At 65.9% G+C, this 18,262-nt stretch carries 19 protein-coding genes; 18 read left to right on the top strand and 1 reads right to left on the bottom strand.

The genetic code is table 11. The annotated features are described in order from the left end of the window. The first annotated feature begins 29 nt into the window (after positions 1-29). From ABZV44_RS42415 to ABZV44_RS42400, 4 genes are read left to right on the top strand one after another with little or no spacing between them, the layout of a single operon-like run. Positions 30-1,220 (top strand): CoA transferase, encoded by a 1,191-nt coding sequence (locus ABZV44_RS42415; protein ID WP_354850027.1) that lies wholly within the window; start codon positions 30-32, stop codon positions 1,218-1,220. 16 nt (positions 1,221-1,236) lie between these two features. Next, positions 1,237-2,970: an AMP-binding protein gene (locus ABZV44_RS42410; protein WP_354850024.1), complete on the top strand. Its 1,734-nt coding sequence runs from the start codon at positions 1,237-1,239 to the stop codon at positions 2,968-2,970. Positions 2,971-2,972: 2 nt separating this feature from the next. Next, the gene (locus ABZV44_RS42405; RefSeq protein WP_354850022.1) at positions 2,973-4,154 is read left to right on the top strand and encodes an FAD-dependent oxidoreductase; all 1,182 of its coding nucleotides are present in this window, start codon (positions 2,973-2,975) and stop codon (positions 4,152-4,154) included. Positions 4,155-4,156: 2 nt separating this feature from the next. Next, complete coding sequence (locus ABZV44_RS42400) at positions 4,157-4,642, top strand: nuclear transport factor 2 family protein (RefSeq protein WP_354850020.1); 486 nt, start codon at positions 4,157-4,159, stop codon at positions 4,640-4,642. On the opposite strand, the gene ABZV44_RS42395 is transcribed toward ABZV44_RS42400, so the two are convergent. Then, complete coding sequence (locus tag ABZV44_RS42395) at positions 4,537-5,238, bottom strand: TetR/AcrR family transcriptional regulator (RefSeq protein ID WP_354850017.1); 702 nt, start codon at positions 5,236-5,238, stop codon at positions 4,537-4,539. The genes ABZV44_RS42400 and ABZV44_RS42395 overlap by 106 nt on opposite strands. A gap of 146 nt (positions 5,239-5,384) precedes the next feature. Between ABZV44_RS42395 and ABZV44_RS42390 the strand changes: the two genes are divergently transcribed. The 14 genes from ABZV44_RS42390 to ABZV44_RS42325 all read left to right on the top strand — a co-directional run bounded on the left by ABZV44_RS42390 (position 5,385) and on the right by ABZV44_RS42325 (position 18,061). Next, the gene (locus tag ABZV44_RS42390; RefSeq protein WP_354850014.1) at positions 5,385-6,155 is read left to right on the top strand and encodes an enoyl-CoA hydratase/isomerase family protein; all 771 of its coding nucleotides are present in this window, start codon (positions 5,385-5,387) and stop codon (positions 6,153-6,155) included. Further along, the gene (locus tag ABZV44_RS42385; RefSeq protein ID WP_354850011.1) at positions 6,152-6,637 is read left to right on the top strand and encodes a MaoC/PaaZ C-terminal domain-containing protein; all 486 of its coding nucleotides are present in this window, start codon (positions 6,152-6,154) and stop codon (positions 6,635-6,637) included. The genes ABZV44_RS42390 and ABZV44_RS42385 overlap by 4 nt, the downstream gene beginning before the upstream one ends. Positions 6,638-6,640: 3 nt before the next feature. Beyond that, positions 6,641-7,861 (top strand): thiolase family protein, encoded by a 1,221-nt coding sequence (locus tag ABZV44_RS42380; RefSeq protein ID WP_354850009.1) that lies wholly within the window; start codon positions 6,641-6,643, stop codon positions 7,859-7,861. A 10-nt stretch (positions 7,862-7,871) separates the two neighbouring features. Continuing rightward, positions 7,872-8,282: an OB-fold domain-containing protein gene (locus tag ABZV44_RS42375; RefSeq protein ID WP_354850006.1), complete on the top strand. Its 411-nt coding sequence runs from the start codon at positions 7,872-7,874 to the stop codon at positions 8,280-8,282. Continuing rightward, the gene (locus tag ABZV44_RS42370; RefSeq protein WP_354850003.1) at positions 8,266-9,876 is read left to right on the top strand and encodes a long-chain fatty acid--CoA ligase; all 1,611 of its coding nucleotides are present in this window, start codon (positions 8,266-8,268) and stop codon (positions 9,874-9,876) included. The genes ABZV44_RS42375 and ABZV44_RS42370 overlap by 17 nt, the downstream gene beginning before the upstream one ends. A 27-nt stretch (positions 9,877-9,903) precedes the next feature. Continuing rightward, a complete protein-coding gene (locus tag ABZV44_RS42365; protein ID WP_354850000.1) occupies positions 9,904-11,073 on the top strand; it encodes a thiolase family protein in 1,170 nt (389 codons plus the stop codon). A gap of 34 nt (positions 11,074-11,107) precedes the next feature. Further along, positions 11,108-11,911, top strand: coding sequence for an enoyl-CoA hydratase/isomerase family protein (locus ABZV44_RS42360; RefSeq protein ID WP_354849997.1), 804 nt, complete (start codon positions 11,108-11,110; stop codon positions 11,909-11,911). Positions 11,912-11,945: 34 nt separating this feature from the next. Then, positions 11,946-12,602 (top strand): TetR/AcrR family transcriptional regulator, encoded by a 657-nt coding sequence (locus ABZV44_RS42355; RefSeq protein ID WP_354849994.1) that lies wholly within the window; start codon positions 11,946-11,948, stop codon positions 12,600-12,602. A 72-nt stretch (positions 12,603-12,674) separates the two neighbouring features. Beyond that, on the top strand, positions 12,675-13,241 hold the full coding sequence (locus ABZV44_RS42350) for a TetR/AcrR family transcriptional regulator (protein WP_354849991.1): 567 nt from the start codon (positions 12,675-12,677) through the stop codon (positions 13,239-13,241). Between the two features lie 148 nt (positions 13,242-13,389). Continuing rightward, entirely contained in the window at positions 13,390-14,136 is a 747-nt protein-coding gene (locus ABZV44_RS42345; RefSeq protein WP_354849988.1) for a glucose 1-dehydrogenase, read from the top strand. Positions 14,137-15,466: 1,330 nt separating this feature from the next. Continuing rightward, on the top strand, positions 15,467-16,276 hold the full coding sequence (locus ABZV44_RS42340; protein WP_354849985.1) for a hypothetical protein: 810 nt from the start codon (positions 15,467-15,469) through the stop codon (positions 16,274-16,276). A gap of 19 nt (positions 16,277-16,295) precedes the next feature. Then, positions 16,296-16,955 (top strand): cytochrome c oxidase subunit 3, encoded by a 660-nt coding sequence (locus ABZV44_RS42335; protein ID WP_354849982.1) that lies wholly within the window; start codon positions 16,296-16,298, stop codon positions 16,953-16,955. 3 nt (positions 16,956-16,958) lie between these two features. Further along, the gene (locus ABZV44_RS42330) at positions 16,959-17,252 is read left to right on the top strand and encodes a cytochrome C oxidase subunit IV family protein (protein WP_354849979.1); all 294 of its coding nucleotides are present in this window, start codon (positions 16,959-16,961) and stop codon (positions 17,250-17,252) included. A gap of 68 nt (positions 17,253-17,320) precedes the next feature. Then, the gene (locus ABZV44_RS42325) at positions 17,321-18,061 is read left to right on the top strand and encodes an SDR family NAD(P)-dependent oxidoreductase (protein ID WP_354849976.1); all 741 of its coding nucleotides are present in this window, start codon (positions 17,321-17,323) and stop codon (positions 18,059-18,061) included. Positions 18,062-18,262: the final 201 nt, after the last annotated feature.

Here is an 18,262-nt window from a genome sequence, read left to right as displayed (position 1 = left end):
ATGATTACCTCCCCCGTTCCCTACCAAGGATGACGAGCCAGATGGGCCTGCACGATACCTACGAGGACATCAAAGTGCTCGACCTCACCGAAAACATCGCCGGTCCGCTCGCCTGCATGATCATGGCCGATCTGGGCGCCGACGTCATCAAGGTGGAACGCCCCGTCGGCGGTGACTCCACCCGGCTGCTGCCACCCCAGCACGACGGCACGGGCACGGTCTTTTCCACCTACAACCGCAACAAGCGCAGCGCGGCCCTCGACATCCGAACGCCGGCCGGTCGTGATGCCGTGCTTCGGATCGCCAAAGGCACCGACGTCTTCGTGGAATCGTTCCGACCCGGAGTCGCCGATCGGCTCGGACTCGGATTCGATGACCTCTCCGCGGTCAATCCCCGCGTCATCTACTGCTCGATCGATGCGTTCGGTAGCGGCTCGTTGGGTCGCAGCCGTCCGGGCTACGACGCGCTGGTCCAAGCATTCACCGGGATCATGGCTCTGACCGGGGACCCGGCAGGGCGGCCGGCGCGCACTGCCCCCTCGGCCATCGACATCTCTACCGGGCTGTGGGCCACGGTGTCGGTGATGGCCGCACTGGCCGACAGGGGGCGACGGTCTGGACCGATCAAGCTCGAATCGAGCCTGATCGACAGCGCGCTTTTCCTGATGTCGCACCAGATCGTCGGCCTGCTCGCAGCTGACTACCATCCACAGCGGCTGGGCTCGGCGGCACCGAGCACCGCACCATATCAGGAATACATGGCCAGTGACGGTTCGATCGTGGTTGCTGCGGCCACCGATGGGTTGTTCGCCAAGTTGTGCACAGCGATGGGGCTCGAGCATCTGACCGGCGATCCGCGGTTCGCCAACGTCGAGGATCGAGTACTCCACCGCGAATTGCTCAATACCAAGCTGGACACGGTCTTCGCCACACAGACCTGCGCGTACTGGCTCGAACGCATCGCCAACGCCGGTGTGCCGGTAGGACCGGTCAATTCCCTCGAGGCGGCCCTCGCACACCCCCTGACCCACGAGCGCGGGCTGGTTGTGTCCTTCCCCGCCGACGAAGTGCAGGTCCGTTTACCGATTGATCGAAACCGCGACATCCGGTTGCAGCCACCCCCGAAGCTGGGACAACACACCGAAGAGGTCCTACGCGAAGCCGGCTTCGACCCCGACGAGATCCGGGCTCACGCCCGCCCCGAGATCCCCCTTCCGTGAGACGGAGATCGCCACCATGACTATCGAATCCGCCACCGAGCACCGCGCTGCACTCGACGCTCGCTACACCCCGTGGCACACCCGCACCGTTGCCCAACTATTCGATGAGGTCGCCGCCGAACACCCCCAGCGCCCATTCATCTTCACCGATAAGCAGACCTATACCTACGCCGAAACCCAGCGTTGGTCGATGCGGCTGGCAGCCGGGCTGCTCACTATCGGAGTGCGACCGGGCGATCACGTCGCCGTCGACATGGCGAACCTGCCCGACTTCATCTCCCTCAAGCTCGCCATCTCCCGCCTCGGCGCGGTCTCGGTCGCGATCAACTACCTGCTGCGCCACGAGGAGCTGGCATATGTGCTGCGCCAGTCCGACGCGAAGGTCTTGATCACGATGGATCGTCTGCGTGGGCTGGACTACCTGGACTGCCTGGACCGCATCGCGCCGAGCTGGGAAGAGTCCGGGGGTGGGGTTACGGTCCCGCGGCTACAGCAGATCTTCGTGCGCCCTGTCGATCCGGCGATACCGCACCGCGGAGCACCGTTGTCGTGCCTCGAGGCCGCCGGCGCAGCGGTTACCGACGACGAAGTGCTGATGCTCACCCGCAGCACCGATACGCGGACGGTCTCAGACATCCTGTACACCTCCGGCACCACGGGTAAGCCCAAAGGTGTCATGTTGACCCATGACGCGGTCACCCGTACCGCCTACGCCTCGGCCTACACGCGCGCCTTCCAGGACGGCCGTCGGATCGGGTACGCGCTGCCGATGTATCACGTATTCGGCTACATCGAGGCCATGGTCGCAGCTATCTATGTCGGTGGCGCGGTCGCACCCCAAGTGGTGTTCGACCCCGCGAAAATGCTGCAGAGTGTGGCTCGTTTCCACATCGACGAGCTGATATGTGTACCGGCGATGACCACCCGCTTGCTCGAAGCTGCCGCCGAAGGCGACTTCGACCTGTCCGTGCTGTCGACGATGTTTTCCTCCGGCGCCCCGCACAGCCCCGGGATGTGGCAGCAGATGCTCGATGTCCTCGGTGTGCACGAACTGTTCACCGCGTACGGCCAGAGCGAGACCACCGCTTCAACGATGTGCACCCGACCCGGCGACCCGCTCTCACGCCTGCAGACGACCAACGGCACCGTCAAACCGGCCGGCGCGGCCGGTTCACCGGACTTCAAAGGCGCGATGGCGGTCTACAAGGTGATCGCGACCGATACCGGCGCAGATCTCCCCGTCGGCGAGGTTGGAGAACTGGTCGTGCGAGGTCCCGCAGTCACTCCGGGCTATTACCGCAAACCGACCGAGACAGCCGCGTTGTTCACCGAGGACGGGTGGATGCACACCGGTGACCTCGGCCGGCTCGACGAGGACGGCTACCTGGCGCTCACCGGCCGAATCAAGGAGTCCTACCGCTTCGGCGGCGAACTGGTCCTGCCCTCGGAGGTCGAGTCGGTACTGAATCGCCATGAGTCGGTCCGGGTCGCCCATGTGGTGGGGGTGCCTCACGACCGTCTGGGCGAGGTCGGCTGCGCCGTCGTCGTCGCCGCCGAAGGCCGGACCGTCGACGAAGCCGAGCTCATCGCCTACTGCGGCGAACTATTGGCCCGCTTCAAGGTGCCTGCGCACATTCTCGTGATCGCCGAAAGCGATCTCCCGGTCACCGTCACCGGACGGGTACAGAAATTCAAGTTGGTGACCATGGCCGCCCAGGCCCTGGCAGCACGAGTCGAAACGGTGAGGTAGAGATGCTCGACAGTGCCAATGACATCGTCATCGTCGGGGGCGGCCTCGCCGCTGTACGGACAGCTCAAGGGCTGCGCAACCTCGGTTACGGCCGCCCGATCCATCTGCTTAGCGAGGAAACCACTGCGCCCTACGACCGTCCTCCGCTGTCGAAGGACTACCTGCTCGGCGAGCTCACCGACGAGGACCTGGGGCTTCTCAACTCGAAGACCTCGGCCGCTCTGGATCTGTCCCTTCATCTCGGGCACCGAGTGGCCGCGCTCGACCGGGCCGGGCGATCGGTTCGGCTCGCCGACAGCACCAAGGTTCCCTACGGGCAGCTCGTCGTAGCGACCGGCGCGACCGCGCGGCGTCTATCGGGACTCGACCCGTCCGAGCGGGTTCACTACCTGCGCACCGTCGATGATGCCGCGCGGCTGCGACAGGCACTGCTCTCCGCTGAACGGGTGCTGGTGATCGGCAGTGGCTTCATCGGACTCGAGGTCGCCTCCTCTGCCCGCAGTCTTGGGCTCGAGGTCGATGTCGTCGCCGCCGACGAAGGGCCGATGATCTCGATCCTCGGCCGGGAGCTGTCGCAGTGGGTGGCATCGGTGCACGAGACGAACGGCGTACGCATAACGAGTTCGGTGCTGGTGTCCTCGGTGACCGACAACAGCACCGGGATCACCGTCACGCTGGGCGACGGCACCTGGCGCAGTGCCGATCTCGTCGTGGTCGGTGCCGGTGTGGCCCGCGAACTCGACTGGCTCGCCGAAGCGGGGCTGGCCGTCGACCGCGGCCTGATCTGTGATCTGGACGGGAGAACCAGCGATCCGAACATCTTCGGCGTCGGCGATATAGTCCGCGTGCGCGACCGACTCATCGACGAGGACATCCAGCACTGGACCGCGGCCGTCGATAGCGCCCAGCGCACAGCCCATGCCCTGACAGCAACCCCCTACGACCCCGATCTCGGTGATGGCTTCTTCTGGACCGAACAGTTCGGACATCGCCTGCAGTTCGCCGGCAGTGCCGCCGACGGCTGCACCCTCGAGGTACTCACCGGTTCCCTCGAGCAAGGCACCTTCGTCGCCAATGTTGTCGTCGATGGTGCCGTGACCGGCGTATTCGCTTCCAACAGCCCGCGCGAGTTCATCAGGAACCGAATGGCGTTGCGCAAGCCCGCCCCGGCAGAGGGGCAATGACGATGACCGACAATGCCCCGGATCCACGCCATCCGGTCCAGCGCGCGTTCGACCTCACCGACCGTCTCGAGCTCCTCGAACTCTACGCGCGCTACACCCACGCGTTCGATCGCGCAGACGCCGCTGCATGTGCCGCACTGTTCACCGCCGACGGCGTCTTCACACCGCCGGGTGCGGCCCCTGTCATCGGCCGGCCGGCCCTGGAGCAGTTCTTCGCGGTCGCAACGGCCCGCTCACACGGCAGCTCGCACATGGTGACCGACGTCCTGATCGACGCGGAACATCCAGGTGTTGCCCGCGGCACCGCCCGGGTCCTGGCAGTGCGCACCGAAGAGTCGGTGCTGCGTCTTCTGGCGCTGGGCATCTACCGCGATATTTTCCGCTACGACGGCCGGCGTTGGCTGTTCGGGAAGCGCACCATCGACTCGGCTGTGCCTGCTGCGCTGTCCGGAGCGGTCCTCGCCACCGCGAACTGGCCCGCACCATGATCAGCGCCGACACCGGCGAGCACGATCCGGGCCAGCGCTTCTCCGACGGTCGCCAGCGACGCAGGCCCGTCCGGGGACAGCCATTCCGGGCTCCAGTTCAGGATGCCGAGAATTCCGCGGACCGAGGATGCCTTGTCGGCCGCGAGGCGGAATTCACCGGTCGCGACGCCCTCGTCGAGGATGCGCCCGATCACCCGTTCGTAGGCGTGGCGTTTGCCCACGATGCGACGCCGGTCGGGCTCGTGGATGTGGCGCCACTGGTGATAGACGACCAGCGCCTGGTCGATATCGGAGGCGACCACGCCGATATGGGTGTGAACCAACGCGCGCAGTCTCTGCGCCGGCGGGCCGGTCAGGTGCGCGGTCGCCGCGAGATATTGATCGATGCCCTGTTCGACGACCCGGACCAGCAGCGCCTGTTTGCTCTCGATGTGGGCGTAGACGCTGCCGGGCTTGATACCGAGCGCCTCGCCGAGGTCACGGATCGACGTGCCCGCGTAGCTCTGCGCGCTGAACAATCGGATCGCCTCGCGGATCAATTGATCCTGCTTCGCGGTCCGAACGACTGGTGCAGCAGCACGGTTCGATGGGGTCATCTCGGCTCCTCGCCGTCCGGGAAAGCTTCCGGCAATTCCATAAAACATACGTTTGTACGGTGGTAATCGCCAAACCTTGTTGCCCAGTTCACTGAGTGTTATGGTGCATAAACAAACACTTGTTCGTTACATTGGGAGGAAGTCCCATGAAACATTTCCCGACACCGTTTTCCGAGTACTCGACGCAGTTCGAGAACATCCGCCTCGAACGTGACAACGGAATCCTGCTCGTCACGGTGCACACTGAGGGTAAGAGCCTCGTCTGGACCGCGACCGCCCACGACGAGCTCGCCTACTGCTTCCAGCACATCGCCTGCGATCGCGAGAACAAAGTCGTCATCCTGACCGGCGCCGGCGAGTCGTTCTGCGCCGAGATCGACTTCACCTCGTTCAACCTCGGCACCCCCCACGACTGGGACGAGATCATCTTCGAGGGCCAGCGACTGCTCAACAACCTGCTCAGCATCGAAGTCCCGGTCATCTCCGCGATCAATGGCCCGGTCACGAACCATCCCGAGATCCCGATCGTCTCCGACATCGTCCTGGCCTCGGAGTCGGCCAGCTTCCAGGACGGCCCCCACTTCCCCTCCGGGATCGTCCCCGGAGACGGCGCGCACGTCGTGTGGCCGTACGTGCTCGGCCCCAACCGCGGCCGCCACTTCCTGCTCTCCGGCCGGGAACTCGACGCCCGCACAGCGCTCGAGTACGGCGCGGTCAACGAAGTGCTGGCCGCCGACGCGCTGCTGCCGCGCGCGTGGGAAGTCGCGCGCACCGTCGCCGAGAAGCCCCTGCTGGCCCGCCGCTACGCGCGCAAGGTGCTTACCCGCCCGCTGCGCCGCCTTCTCGAAGCCGACCTCGGGTACGGGCTGGCGCACGAAGCGCTGGCCGCCATCGACCTCGGAATGGGAGAACAGTGACCACGGCCGAAGCAAGCGCCACCGCAGCCGAACGGCGATTCGAGGACTTCCCGGTCGGCACCGTGTGCACGACCGGCGGGCGCACGATCGATATCGGCGACATCTCGCAGTTCGCCGGCCTGACCGGTGACCACTACCCGCTGCACACCGACGAGCAGTACGCGAGCACGACCCAGTTCGGGACCCGCATCGCGCACGGACCTCTGACCTTCTCGATCGCCGTCGGGCTGGTGGCCCTGGCCGGGTTCTACGGCGACGCGATCGTGGCGATGCGCGAGGTCCGCTCCATCAGGGCCCTCAAGCCGGTTCGCCCCGGTGACACCGTGCGGGTGCGCGCCGAAGTCGTCGCCGCGGATCCCTCTCGACGCCCTGATCAGGGGATTCTCTCAATCGACTACTCGATCCTCAACCAGAACGACGAGACGGTCATGACCGTCCAGATGGTTCTGCAGGCCAAACGTCGTCACGACCTGAAAGGCTGAGCAATGACCACGACCGATCTCGGCACGAACCCTATGGATGGCAGCCCGCTGGAAGCCGCCTTCATCGGTGTCGCCGAACTTCCGTCGGGCAAATACCCCGAGCGGCCCTTCATCGGCTCGCTCGTCCAGGTCGCCGCGGCGGCCGTCAAGGATGCCGGATTGCAGATCGCCGACATCGACACCGTGCTGCTCATCCCGTGCTTGCACTCGCCCGATGACCAAGCCGACCTCATCTTCTCCCGAGTGATCGAAGAACTCGGCCTCCACGGCCGCGCCAAAGCCAGCGCGATGCTGCACTCGGGCGGCTCGACCAGCGACAACATCACCCGGGTAGCGGCCGGCCTCATCGCCAGCGGCCAGGCCAAGAACGTCCTGGTCGTCCAGGCCGACAAGTGGGGCTCGGCACCGGTGGCCGACATGGTCGACATGCTCAGCCGCTACGGAATCCCGCGCGAGTGGGAACGCCCCACCGGGCTGACATTCAACGCGGTCGGCGGGCTGATCACGCAGCGCTACATGGCCGCTTCCGGCTCCACCGCCGAGGAGATGGCCGCGGTCTGCGTCGCACTGCGGCAGTGGGCTCGGCTCAACCCCAACGCGATGTACAAGGACAAGGACCTCACCATCGAGAAGATCCTGTCCTCCAAGATGATCTGCGATCCCATCCGCGCGATGGAATGCCCGATGCTCGCCGACGGCGCGGCCGCATACGTAATGACCAGCACCGCCAACGCCCGGCGCAACCACGACCGGTGGGCACGGATCGCCGGATCCGGCGGCTGCGTCTCGCACTACAGCATCGGCCAGGAGAACGACCTGGCGGTGCTCGGCTGGAAGACCGCCGGTGATCGCGCCTACGGGCAAGCCGGCTGGGGCCCCGACGACGCCGACATCGCCGAGGTCTACGACTCCTACGCCGCGGTGCTGACCATCGGGTTGGAAGGGCTCGGGCTGTGCAAGCCGAACGAGGGCGCACGGCTGTTCGCCGCCGGTGAGTTCTCTCCCGGTGGCCGCCTGCCGGTCAACACCAACGGCGGCCTGCTCTCGGCCGGACACACCGGCGTCGGCGGTGGGACCGCCCTGCTCGTCGAGGGCATCCGCCAGCTGCTCGGCCGCGCGGAAGCGGATCGGCAGATCCCGAACTGCAGGCGAGCGGTCTGCGGCGGCACCGGCGGCACATACATGGACAGCCAAGTGCTCCTGCTCGAGCGCGTGAACAAGTGAGGCAGAGACAATGACGACACCGTTGACCGAGCAGTATTACGCCGCGCTGGAGCGCGGGGAACTCGTGATCCAGCAGTGCGGCGACTGCGCCGCGCCGATCATGTACCCGAAGTACCTGTGCCCGGTGTGTGGCGGCACCGATCTGGGCTGGACTCCCGCCGCTGGCGGCGGCACCCTGCATAGTTTCACCATCCAGCGAATCGGCTCGCCGACCGGTTTCGAGGCCGACCTGCCCTACACCCTGGCCGTGGTCAAACTCGACGAGGGGGTGCAACTGCTGGCCCGGTTGCGCCCGGGCGCCGACGGCGAATGGGACCACTACAGCTGCGACATGCGGGTGCGCTTCGACGCCACGCCGGATGGGGGACGCCACATCGCCTACTTCGTTCCGGAAGGACACGGAGATGACGCCGACTCCTGAGATGAACATCGCCGCCTTCCTGGCCAAGTCGGCGACCCACCATCCCGACCGTGCCGCGATCGTGCACGGCACGCGCACCATTACCTACGCCGAGCTCTACCGGCGCGCCCTGAATATCGGCGGCGAACTCCTCGGCCGCGGCCTGCAGCGCGGCGACCGAGTGGCCTTCGCGCTGCACAACAGCCCCGAGGTTCTTGAAACCGTGTTCGGTTGCCTGGCCGCCGGACTCGTCGTGGTTCCCATGAACGCCCGGCTGCACGCCAAGGAGATGGCCTACATCGCCCGCTCCTCCGGGGCCCGGGTACTCATCCACAGTGCGGCATTCACCGCCGAGATCGAGCGCCACCTCACCGAATTCGACGGGATCGAGTGGCGCTTCGAGGTCAACGGCGAATCGGGAGCCGAGAACTATAGGAACCTGCTGAATTCGCCGGATGCCCTGCCTGCCCCGGTGGAGATCACCTCCGAGGACGCCAGCTGGCTGTTCTATACCTCCGGCACGACCGGCCGGCCCAAGGGCGCGACCTGGACCCACCGCACCGGCCGGGTCGTGGTGATGAACTACCTCTCCGATGTCTACAACATCGGGGCGGAGGACGTCGTGCTGCACGCGGCGCCGCTCTCGCACGGTAGCGGTATCGTCGCGCTGCCCACGATCGCACGCGGAGCGACCAACGTCATCCTCGACGCCCTCAGCTTCTCCCCCGAGCTGCTGTTCGAAACCGTTGCCCGGCATCAGGTCTCGCACATCGCGTTCCTCGCGCCGACACAGATCGTCGCGCTGCTCGACAAGTACAATCCAGCCCGTTTCGACCTGAGCACCCTCAAGGCCGTGTGCTATGGCGGTGCACCGATCTACCTCGAACACCTCAAGAGCGCCGTCGCGACCTTCGGACCGATCTTCTCCCAGATCTACGGGCAGGGCGAGGCACCGATCACCGCGACCGGGCTGGACCGGGCGATGCATGCGCGGTTCGCGGCCACCGACGACCCCCGCCTGGGGTCGGCCGGAATCGCGCGGACCGATGTCGAGGTCCGCGTGGTGGATCCCGACGGCCTGCCGGTCGCTGCCGGTGAGCCCGGCGAGATCATCGTCCGCGGCGATGTGGTGATGCGCGGCTACTGGAACAACCCCGAAGCGACCGCCGAGACCCTGCATGACGGCTGGCTGCACACCGGCGACGTGGGCACCCTCGACGAAGGCGGCTACCTGTTCCTGCTCGACCGCACCAAGGACATGGTCGTCTCCGGTGGCAACAACGTCTATCCGCGTGAAGTCGAAGAGGTGCTCATCACTCATCCGGCGGTGGCCGACGTCGTGGTCTTCGGCATCCCCGACGAGTACTGGGGTGAGGCGGTACACGCCGTCGTAGTGATCGAAGAGGGGCAGCACGCCGACGCCGACGAACTGATCCGCTACTGCGCCGACAGCCTGGCCGGTTACAAGAAGCCCAAGGCCGTGGAGTTCGTTCCCGATCTTCCGGTCAGCGCGTACGGCAAGGTCCTGCGACGCGAGGTTCGCGATCGCTACTGGATCGGGCACGACCGCAAGGTCGGCGGCGGCGCACGCGGTGTCGCCGCGCCGACACCCTGACCGGTCCCGGAATCCCAGGAGACAGCTGTGAACAGAGTATTCATCGCCGGCGTGGGCATGACACCATTCGTCAGCCGGACCGACCGCAGCATCGGCAGCCTGGCCGGTGCCGCCGCCGCGGAGGCGCTGCGCGACGCCGGGATCGAGGTGTCGGAACTGGGACGCCTCTACTTCGGCAACGGCGCGGCCGGGCTGCTGACCGGACAGGAGATGATCCGGGGCCAGGTCGCGCTGCGGCACACCCCGCTCGCGGGAATCCCGCTGGTGAACGTCGAGAACGCCTGCGCCTCGGGAAGCAGCGCGATTCTGGGCGCCTTCGACGCAATCAGCGCAGGACGCTGCGACGTGGCCTTGGCCGTCGGAGTGGAGAAGCTGTCCAGCGAGGACAAGCACCGGACCTTCGCCGCGATCCGCGGAGCCACTGACGTCTCCGACATCGACGAAGACGACGCTTCCCGCGAGCTGAAGAGTTCGGCGCTGCTCGACGTCTACGCCGAGGAGGCGCAGACCTACATGGTCGAGTACGGCGCCTCGGTCGAGGACTTCGCTGCCGTGGCGGTCAAGAACCGCACCCACGGAGCCCTCAACCCCCGCGCCCAGTTCACCGCACCGCAAACCGTCGAAGATGTACTCGCGGCACGGATGATCGTGGAGCCGCTGACACTGCCGATGTGCTCGCCCACCACAGACGGAGCGGCGGCGGTGCTCCTGGTCTCGGAACGGTACCGCGCGCGGGCCGGAATCAGCGGGTGTGAGATTCGCGGCATCGACGTGGCATCCGGCACCGGTGCGGGGTCGGCACCGGTGGCTCGGGCCGCGCGCGCAGTCTACGACGCCACTGGAATCGGGCCGGAGGATCTCAACGTCGTCGAAGTTCACGATGCCGCTGCCCCGTCGGAAATCCTGCAGTACGGGGAGATCGGGCTCTGTGCCGAGGGCGAGGGCCATCTGCTTCTCCGCAAGGGCCAAGCCAGTCTTGGGGGCCGGGTTCCGGTCAACACGAGCGGAGGTCTGCTCAGCCGGGGCCACCCACTCGGGGCCACGGGATGCGCGCAGATCGTAGAGCTTTTCGACCAGCTGACCGGCCGAGCAGGATCCCGGCAGGTAGAGGGCGCGCGGGCGGCGCTGGCCGTCAACGCCGGTGGATGGCTCGCCGGCGCCTACGCCACCACAGTGGCCACCGTTCTCACCCGTTGAGGACGGCCGTCCTCCACCGACCGAAGGAGCAATCGTGCGGCAGCAACTCGAGACGCTGTACGTCGATCGCATCGACAACATCGCCGTCATCACACTCGATCGGCCCGATCGCGGCAACGGTGTCGTGCCCGAACTGATTCGCGACTTCCTGCGCGTCCTCGACGTTCTCGAAGCCGATCGCGAGGTGCGCGCGCTGGTGCTCACCGGCGCCGGAAAGCAGTTCTCGGCCGGCGCCGATCTGAAGGCCATGAAGGACTACCTCGACAACCGTCACCAGGTGGACCACGAGCCCTACAACGCGCGTATCTTGTTCCCGCTCACCCAGCGCATCGTCGCCTCACGCCTGCCCGTGATCGCCGCCATCAACGGCGGTGCCACGGCCGGAGGGCTCGACCTCGCACTCGCCTGTGACATCCGGATCTGCTCCGAGCGGGCGAAGCTGGGCGAGACCTACATCAACATGGGCCTGCCACCCGGCAACGGCGGAACCTACTTCCTGCCGCGGCTGATCGGCTCCGGGATGACCGCCGAGCTGGCGTTGACCGGCGACGTCATCGACGCCCAGCGCGCACTCGACATCGGGCTGGTCAATCGCGTCGTCGCCGCCGAGGAGCTGCTCGAGCAGGCGACCGCCCTTGCACACCGGATCGCCACGAAGTCCTGGCGTGCAGTGGAGGCCACCAAACAGGCGCTGCGATCGAGCTGGCAGGTCGACCTGGCCACGTCTATGACCAGCAGCTACTGGGCGATCGCCGCCCTGCACTACAACCCTGACCTACGGGAGGGCGTGACGGCGTTCCTCGAGAAACGGCCCGCGTGCTTCAATCAGGGAAATTGAACCCGGAATCCACTGTCCCGCAATCAGTTTCGCAGTGAACGACATCAGCACCGAGCCAGGGGCGCCCCCCCGGCAGACGATCCTCGCCGCAGCGACGACACTATTCGGCGAACGGGATTACCCGGCTGTCTCGATCCGAGATATCGCGCGTGCGGTCGGCATGCTGCCGGGAAGCATCTACGCCTTCGTCACCAGCAAGCAGGCGATGCTTCACGAGATCGTCGACGTCGGCATCCGTGAGTTCCTCGCCGCCGTCGGTTCCATCGACGCTGGGCTGACTCCCGGTGAGCGGCTCCGACAGGCTGTCGCGGCCCATCTGTCGCTGGTCGCCGGGAATCCCGAACGTGCCCTGGTCGTCTTTCACCAGTGGCGCTTCCTTGAAGAGAGCGCACGCGCCGACGTCGTCGCATCGAGGCGCCGCTATGAGATGTACTACCGCGAAATCATCAGCGATGGTGTGCAATCCGGCGCGTTCCGTGCCGACCTCAACATCCGGTTCGCCACCTTGGCAGTACTGGGAGCGCTGAACTGGGCACCGGAATGGGTTGCGCCCACCGGTCTCGAGCCTGCGCCGACCGATGTGCCGATAGCCGACTTTCTCCTGGCCGCTCTGGCTGCGGGGTATCCACCGACGCCGACCGTGGAACAACTGTTTGTTGGGCAGACGTGTAATCTGCACGTGGACGAGTAAGAGAACCACGAACAGGAGGGGTAAATGCCACCGCGGGCCAAACGCATACGCAGCACGACCAAGACCGGGCCCGTGACGATCGTTCAGATCCGTGAGGCCGCCCTGACCCTGTTCAGCGACAAGACCTTCCCGGTGATCGGCATGCGCGACATCGCCGACGCCGTCGGACTGCTACCGGGAAGCCTCTACGCCCACATCACGAGCAAAGAGGAACTCCTCGCCGATATCGTCGCCGAGGGCATCACGAACTACCTGACCGAGTTGCTACCGTTCGCCAAATCGGACAATTCCGCGCCCGAACGGATGCGCGGGGCGATCCGCGCCCACGTCCGGGTGCTGTCGAAAACCGTTCAGCAGACACGCGTCGCGTTTCATCAGTGGCAATACCTCAGTAACGAGCCACGCGAGCGTGTCATCGCCCTGCGCCGACAGTACGAGGACGTGTTCACACAGATCTACCGCGACGGTGTCCGAGAGGGTTCGTTCCGGGAGGCACGCGACGAGCGGATCGCCGTGCTGGCCGTGATAGGCATGCTCACCTCAGCGGCGGAGTGGTACTCCCCCGAAGGCCGCTTGGGCACCGAAGAATTCGGCGAAGCACTGGCCGACTCCGCCGTCGACGGGCTGACAGCACCCTGACGTAGGGCCGCGGTACCTTGGCCGTTCTGCGTCATTTACAAACAATCGTTTGTTATGCGAGGCTGAAGCGGAGCCGTTCGGGCTCGTTACAACCATCGCGCCGCCGGGCCCGCGCCCCGCGGCGCACTCGGCATAGAGGTGAAAAACCATGGGACGTCTGAGCGGGAAGACCGCGATCATCACCGGAGCAGCACAGGGCATGGGCGAAGCGCACGCCCGCCGATTCGTCGCAGAGGGAGCCCAGGTCGTCCTGACTGACCTCAACGAAGACCGCGGCCGCATCGTCGCGGCCGAACTCGGCGATAACGCGCTGTTTCTCCGCCACGACGTCACCTCCTTCGCCGACTGGCAGCGGGTCGTCGCCGACACCGAGAGCCGTTTCGGGCGCATTGACATCCTGGTCAACAACGCCGGCATCCTGGGCCCCATAAGCTCGATCCTCGACATCGACGAGAAGGATTACCTCGATGTCATCGCCGTGAACCAGAACTCGCAGTTCTACGGTATGAAAGCGGTCATTCCCTCCATGCAGGCTGCGGGCGGGGGCTCGATCGTCAACATCTCCTCGGTTGCCGGCGTCGTGTCCATCGTCGGCGCCCCCAACCTCGCCTACGTCGGCAGCAAGTTCGCCATCCGCGGCATGACCAAGCACACCGCTGCCGAATTCGGGCCGCAGAACATTCGCGTCAACTCGGTCCATCCGGGCTACATCAAGACGCCCATGATGGCCGCAGCCACCGACGCCGACGGCGGAGGCATCTCCGCGAACGTGCCACTGCGCCGGATGGCGGACCCCGATGAGGTTTCGCAACTGGTCCTGTTCCTGGCCAGCGACGAGTCCTCCTACATCAGCGGCATGGAGCACATCGTGGACGGCGGTCTCACCGCCCAGTAGGCACCGCAGCCCGGTGCGGGACGAGAACCGGGGCAGTCGAAATGACCGACTCGACTGCCCCGGTCTCGCTTGTCATCCGATCCCCTGACTCGTCGGAAGCGGCTCACCGGCCGCACAGTTGGGCGAACTGCCGCTGGTGGTCGTCGACAACCACGACTCGGCCTTCCGACGCCCGGAACACCACGGCGATATCGTGAGCCCAGATCGTCCACGGCAACACCTCCGGCGAGATTCGTAGCGAGCGACCGGGACGAACACGGGAGCTATCGCGGCGGCGAGATCCCACCTGCGGTGCGGGCTCGGCAACGACGCGGCGCGCTCACCCTGGGCAAGCGCCTCGACCCCCGACCCGGCAGGCGTGTAGGTATAGCGCTCGACCGTGTCCCCCGCCAAGACCCGCGAGTCGGTCGGACAGTCCGATCGCGAGAACGTCGAGGCCGAGAACGAGCGCCTCGACGTCGGGGTAATCGTTGAGCGGGAACGTGATCTGGTCGATGCCCATCTGCGCTTGTCCGATCGCGAGCGAATCACATCTCACACTGCGGGCAGTCTTCCGCGATATCTTGCTGAACACGGTCGAATACGCCGCCACTACCGGATAGTCCGAACGTCCCTACGCCGATCGAGATCGGCCGACGGACATCGACGAGGACCTCGAAGGGAGGAGTCCAGGCATGTGAAGGTCAGCCCGGTGCCCGGCCCGCCGACGGTGTGCGGGGCCAAATCAGGGACCCCGAGACTGTCGAGCTCGGCCAGTTGCCTCACGAATTCCCGCGCGAGAAACCGTTGTAGCCCAACGCATCCGGCCGCAGCACAATAGCCTCGCCGAAGCCCCTGTCAGCACCTGGCCGGTGTACTCGCACGCACACGCACCACAACTGATGTAGACGATCCGTTTGCCGGCCGGAATCGGCTTCCGCAGGGTCGAAACCCTGTGCGCCCGCGCCCTGTCGGTCCTCCTCGCATGGCGCATTTCGATATCAACACCAGCAGACCGGCGATCCTTGTGGCAACGCGATTTCACGCTGCTGCCTTGGTCGGTTCGGATCGCCCGAGGTGCGTCTCCCTTCTGCCGGTCACTCGCCAGCCGACGCGACATGCACCGGCAGAACACATGACCGTGAATCACATCACAAAGCGAGTCGAACGATGCCAAATGCCGTCGACAAACGTTTGTTCGTTTCTGTGGTCCGGTGTACCTACGACCTCCGAGGGACAGAAATCCCCCGCCGGTACGACGAGTGAGCGAGGCCGATTCCCGACACTTGAGACCTGGCTCACGATTCCGAACCCATTCGGAGCCAACCCCTTTCGACCAAGAGGAGACGTCATGAGTCTCAGGGAATCCGTGGCGGGCCGCTCCGCCGAAACACTCGCCGCCACCGATACGGCTGCTCCCCGCTCGCCAGAGGCGCAGAGCATGAACCGCACAGCTCAGCTGCTGTGCGCCTGGGGTGGGCCGCTGATGATCTTCTTCTTCGGCATCGGCAGCGTCTGGCTCGCCCGCTACTTCCCGCCCGAGATCCTGCCGGGCGACTCGGCGCAGACGGTCGCCGACTTCTACGTCAAGCACACAACACGCATCCGAATCGGCCTCATCTTCACCGCCTGCGCCTACGGGCTGATGGGCACCTGGGGCGTGGCGATGGCGGTCCAGACCAGGCGCAAGGAAGGCGCCTTCCCGGTCCTGACCTACGTCCAGCTGACCGGCATGGCCACCGGCACAGCCCAGATCGTCGTGATGGCCGGCGTCTGGGCGGCGGCCGCCTTCCGGCCCGGTGAGATCTCGCCCGAGATCACCCAGACGCTCAACGATCTCGGTTGGATGCTCTTGCTGGGAACGTGGATGCCGTTCACGATCTGGGCGATCGCGCTCGGCCTGGCCATCCTCATGGACAAGACCAACGAGCCCGCCTTCCCCCGCTGGAGTGGCTACCTCAGCATCTGGACCGGAATCCTCTACATCCCCGGTTCGGGCGCCTGGTTCTTCAAGGGTGGCGCGTTCGGCTGGAACGGCATCATCGCGCTGTGGGAGGTGTTCATCATCTTCGGCATCTGGGTGGTGACCTTCAGCTACTTGTCGATGCGCAACGTTCGCCGCGGTCTGGTCCACAGCCAGGACCTCCCGGCGGAGCGATGACGATCGGAGGACCACAGTCGTGAACTCAGCTCGATCTATCGACGCGTTCGAGACCGAGTTCGCAGACCCCTTCGGAGGAGCGACGCGGAATGCGCTGCACGGCGCGGCGCGCCGCTCCTCATCCGGGCCGCCCGTACCGGGCGAAGTCGGAGTGTGGGTCTTCGTCCTCGGCGACATGATCGTCTTCTCGGTGTTCTTCGGTGTCTTCGCCTACAGCAGGTCCAGCCAGGTCGAGGTCTTCGAACAGGCCAGGACGACGCTGAACCTGTGCCTCGGCGCCACCAACACCCTGCTGCTGCTCACCGGATCGCTGTTCGTCGCGCTCGCCGTCCATGCAGTGCGCGCGAACGCGGATCGGCCGGCGGCCAGGCTCATCGCGCTGGCCCTGCTCTGCGGCACCGCCTTCGTCGCGAACAAAGCGATCGAGTATCACAGTGAGGTCAGCACCGGACACACACCGGGCACCAACGACTTCTACATGTACTACTTCGTCTTCACCGGAATCCACCTGCTGCACCTGTTACTCGGGCTGGTGGTCCTGACGATCATGTGGCGCCTGGTCCGCCGCCGCGTCGCAACGCTCAAGGACCACGCCACCTTGGAATCCGGCGCGATCTACTGGCACCTCGTCGATCTGCTCTGGATCATCCTGTTCCCCCTCCTCTACCTCGCGAGGTGACCCGTGACCGAGTTCCTGTCCACCAGTAGCGGGCGCTCGCTCGGGCCACAGGCTCGAACGTTACTGCTCGTCTGGGCCGCCCTGATGGCCGCAACGCTACTGTCGTGGCACCTCGGCGCCGGAAACAGCACCAAGAACGCCGCGATCGTCGTAATCGTCGTCGGCGTCGTGAAAGTCCAATTGATCGGCGACCATTTCATGGAATTGCGGCACGCCCCGCTCGCGCTGCGGCTGCTCTTCGGCGGTTGGTGCCTCGTCGTAGGCACCTGCCTGACAGCGATGTTCGTGCTCGCCTGACATCTACAAGACGCCCACGGGGCCCGCGCAGCGCACAGCCCGAGCCCCACTCAGAGAATCGAGAACCAATGAGCACACGTCTGTACGGCAAAGTCGCCATCGTCACTGGCGCCGGTTCCGGCATCGGTGCGGCGACAGCCCGGCTGTTTCGCCGCGAAGGAGCAGCCGTGGTCGTCGCCGATGTATCCGGCAGTGAGAAGGCCGTCGCCGACGAACTCGAGGAACACTCCCTGGCCGTGCACACCGACGTCGCGAACGCGGCCGACGTCGAGTCCCTCGTGCAGTTGACCTTGGACCGGTTCGGCCGCCTCGACGTGCTGTACAACAACGCCGGAATCGACGGCGACCAGGCCCCGACCGGCGAATATCCCGAACAAGAATGGGACCGTGTGCTGGCAGTAAACCTCAAGGGCGTTTTCCTCGGCATGCGCTTCGGTATCCCAGCTATGCTGCGCACCGGCGGAGGATCGATCATCAGCACCGCCTCGATGGCCGCCACCGTCGCATTCGCGAACATGCCGGCCTACTGCGCGAGCAAAGCCGGGATCATGATGCTGACCAAGACCGCGGCCGTGGAATACGCCGACCGCGGCATCCGCGCCAACGCCATCCTGCCGGGCGTCATCAGCACCGGAATGACCCCGAACCTGCCGGCCGAACTCATCGCCAGCATCGAGGCCGCCACTCCACTGAAGCGAATCGCCCAGCCCGAGGAAGTCGCCAACCTCGCGCTGTTCCTCGCCAGTGACGAATCCTCGTTCGTTACTGGCGAGAGCATCCTCGTCGACGGCGGGTACTCCGCGCACTGATCCGGGCCGTGGGGGGGGGGCGGCGCGGGGGCAGGCCGCCACCCACCCCCACAAGGACCACGCCCCCCCCCCCCCCCCAAACCCCAACCTCCGCCGAGTGACTCCCCTCCACAATTGTGCTGGGGGGTGGGGGGCCCCCCCCCCCCACATTGCCCCCGGGGGTTCGGGGCGAAGCCCCTGAGAGTCTCGAGAGTTGGGCCC

Origin of the sequence: Nocardia sp. NPDC004860, from assembly GCF_040609015.1 — a bacterium.
Lineage (GTDB): Bacteria > Actinomycetota > Actinomycetes > Mycobacteriales > Mycobacteriaceae > Nocardia.
The sequence above is the reverse complement of the archived record's forward strand: the minus strand, read 5'-3'. Positions and strand labels throughout refer to the sequence as shown.

What these genes read in the sequence shown, in the direction of transcription:
- ABZV44_RS42415 (WP_354850027.1), top strand. Translation starts at nt 30, where the DNA reads ATGACGAGCCAGATGGGCCTGCACGATACCTACGAGGACATCAAAGTG.
- ABZV44_RS42410 (WP_354850024.1), top strand. Translation starts at nt 1,237, where the DNA reads ATGACTATCGAATCCGCCACCGAGCACCGCGCTGCACTCGACGCTCGC.
- ABZV44_RS42405 (WP_354850022.1), top strand. Translation starts at nt 2,973, where the DNA reads ATGCTCGACAGTGCCAATGACATCGTCATCGTCGGGGGCGGCCTCGCC.
- ABZV44_RS42400 (WP_354850020.1), top strand. Translation starts at nt 4,157, where the DNA reads ATGACCGACAATGCCCCGGATCCACGCCATCCGGTCCAGCGCGCGTTC.
- ABZV44_RS42395 (WP_354850017.1), bottom strand. Translation starts at nt 5,238, where the DNA reads ATGACCCCATCGAACCGTGCTGCTGCACCAGTCGTTCGGACCGCGAAG.
- ABZV44_RS42390 (WP_354850014.1), top strand. Translation starts at nt 5,385, where the DNA reads ATGAAACATTTCCCGACACCGTTTTCCGAGTACTCGACGCAGTTCGAG.
- ABZV44_RS42380 (WP_354850009.1), top strand. Translation starts at nt 6,641, where the DNA reads ATGACCACGACCGATCTCGGCACGAACCCTATGGATGGCAGCCCGCTG.
- ABZV44_RS42375 (WP_354850006.1), top strand. Translation starts at nt 7,872, where the DNA reads ATGACGACACCGTTGACCGAGCAGTATTACGCCGCGCTGGAGCGCGGG.
- ABZV44_RS42370 (WP_354850003.1), top strand. Translation starts at nt 8,266, where the DNA reads ATGACGCCGACTCCTGAGATGAACATCGCCGCCTTCCTGGCCAAGTCG.
- ABZV44_RS42345 (WP_354849988.1), top strand. Translation starts at nt 13,390, where the DNA reads ATGGGACGTCTGAGCGGGAAGACCGCGATCATCACCGGAGCAGCACAG.
- ABZV44_RS42340 (WP_354849985.1), top strand. Translation starts at nt 15,467, where the DNA reads ATGAGTCTCAGGGAATCCGTGGCGGGCCGCTCCGCCGAAACACTCGCC.
- ABZV44_RS42325 (WP_354849976.1), top strand. Translation starts at nt 17,321, where the DNA reads ATGAGCACACGTCTGTACGGCAAAGTCGCCATCGTCACTGGCGCCGGT.